The sequence below is a fragment of the Psychrobacter sp. 1Y4 genome (genome assembly GCF_051847555.1).
In genome coordinates, this window is record NZ_JBPYDE010000661.1 from 1 (window position 1) to 662 (window position 662).

The 662-nt window shown below is 42.6% G+C and carries 1 tRNA gene; it reads right to left on the reverse strand.

Annotated features, from left to right (window positions below):
* Positions 1-340 precede the first annotated feature (340 nt).
* Positions 341-417 (reverse strand) — tRNA-Met (locus ACS8FC_RS18190).
* Positions 418-662: the final 245 nt, after the last annotated feature.

The following is a 662-nucleotide window of genomic DNA, read 5'->3' on the forward strand; positions in this document are numbered from 1 at the left end:
CCAAACGATAACCACCAAAGCGCGTTTGTAGCTCACGCATCAGCAACGCATGAAATGCTGCACCCATGACTTTTAAGCCACTACGATGCTTGATAGGACGATAAGGGGGTAATTGGACAGACATGGCGTTACAGGACTTTACCGAAAACAGCCCCTATGATAAGTAAGCGCGACATAAGTTACAAGAATTAATCTGTACATAGACAGATAAACCTATGATTTGGTAAGAAGTCTGTAAGTTATTAGAAGTTGGATTCTAATATGCTTGATTATGAAAAATCTATTTCAGGCAAAAAAAAGCCAATCCCAGAGAGATTGGCTTTTTTAATACTGCTATATATGGTGGCGATGAAGAGACTTGAACTCTTGACCTCACGATTATGAGTCATGCGCTCTAACCAGCTGAGCTACATCGCCGTTTTAGGCTGCACATTATGCCCAAGCTGCTGACTGCCGTCAACCCCTAATGGGCATTTTTTGCAAAAAAATGAATGTAATTCAAATTAATTGCAAATATTACTACGACAAACGATAAAAAAGGTTTGGTAAACCGATAAGCCGGGTTCTGTCGTGGACGATCATTCCTCTAGGCGTATCATCGCTAATACGCTCAAGCAACCTACCCGCATCGAACGCGGGCCGCGCCATGCCGATGCCTATTT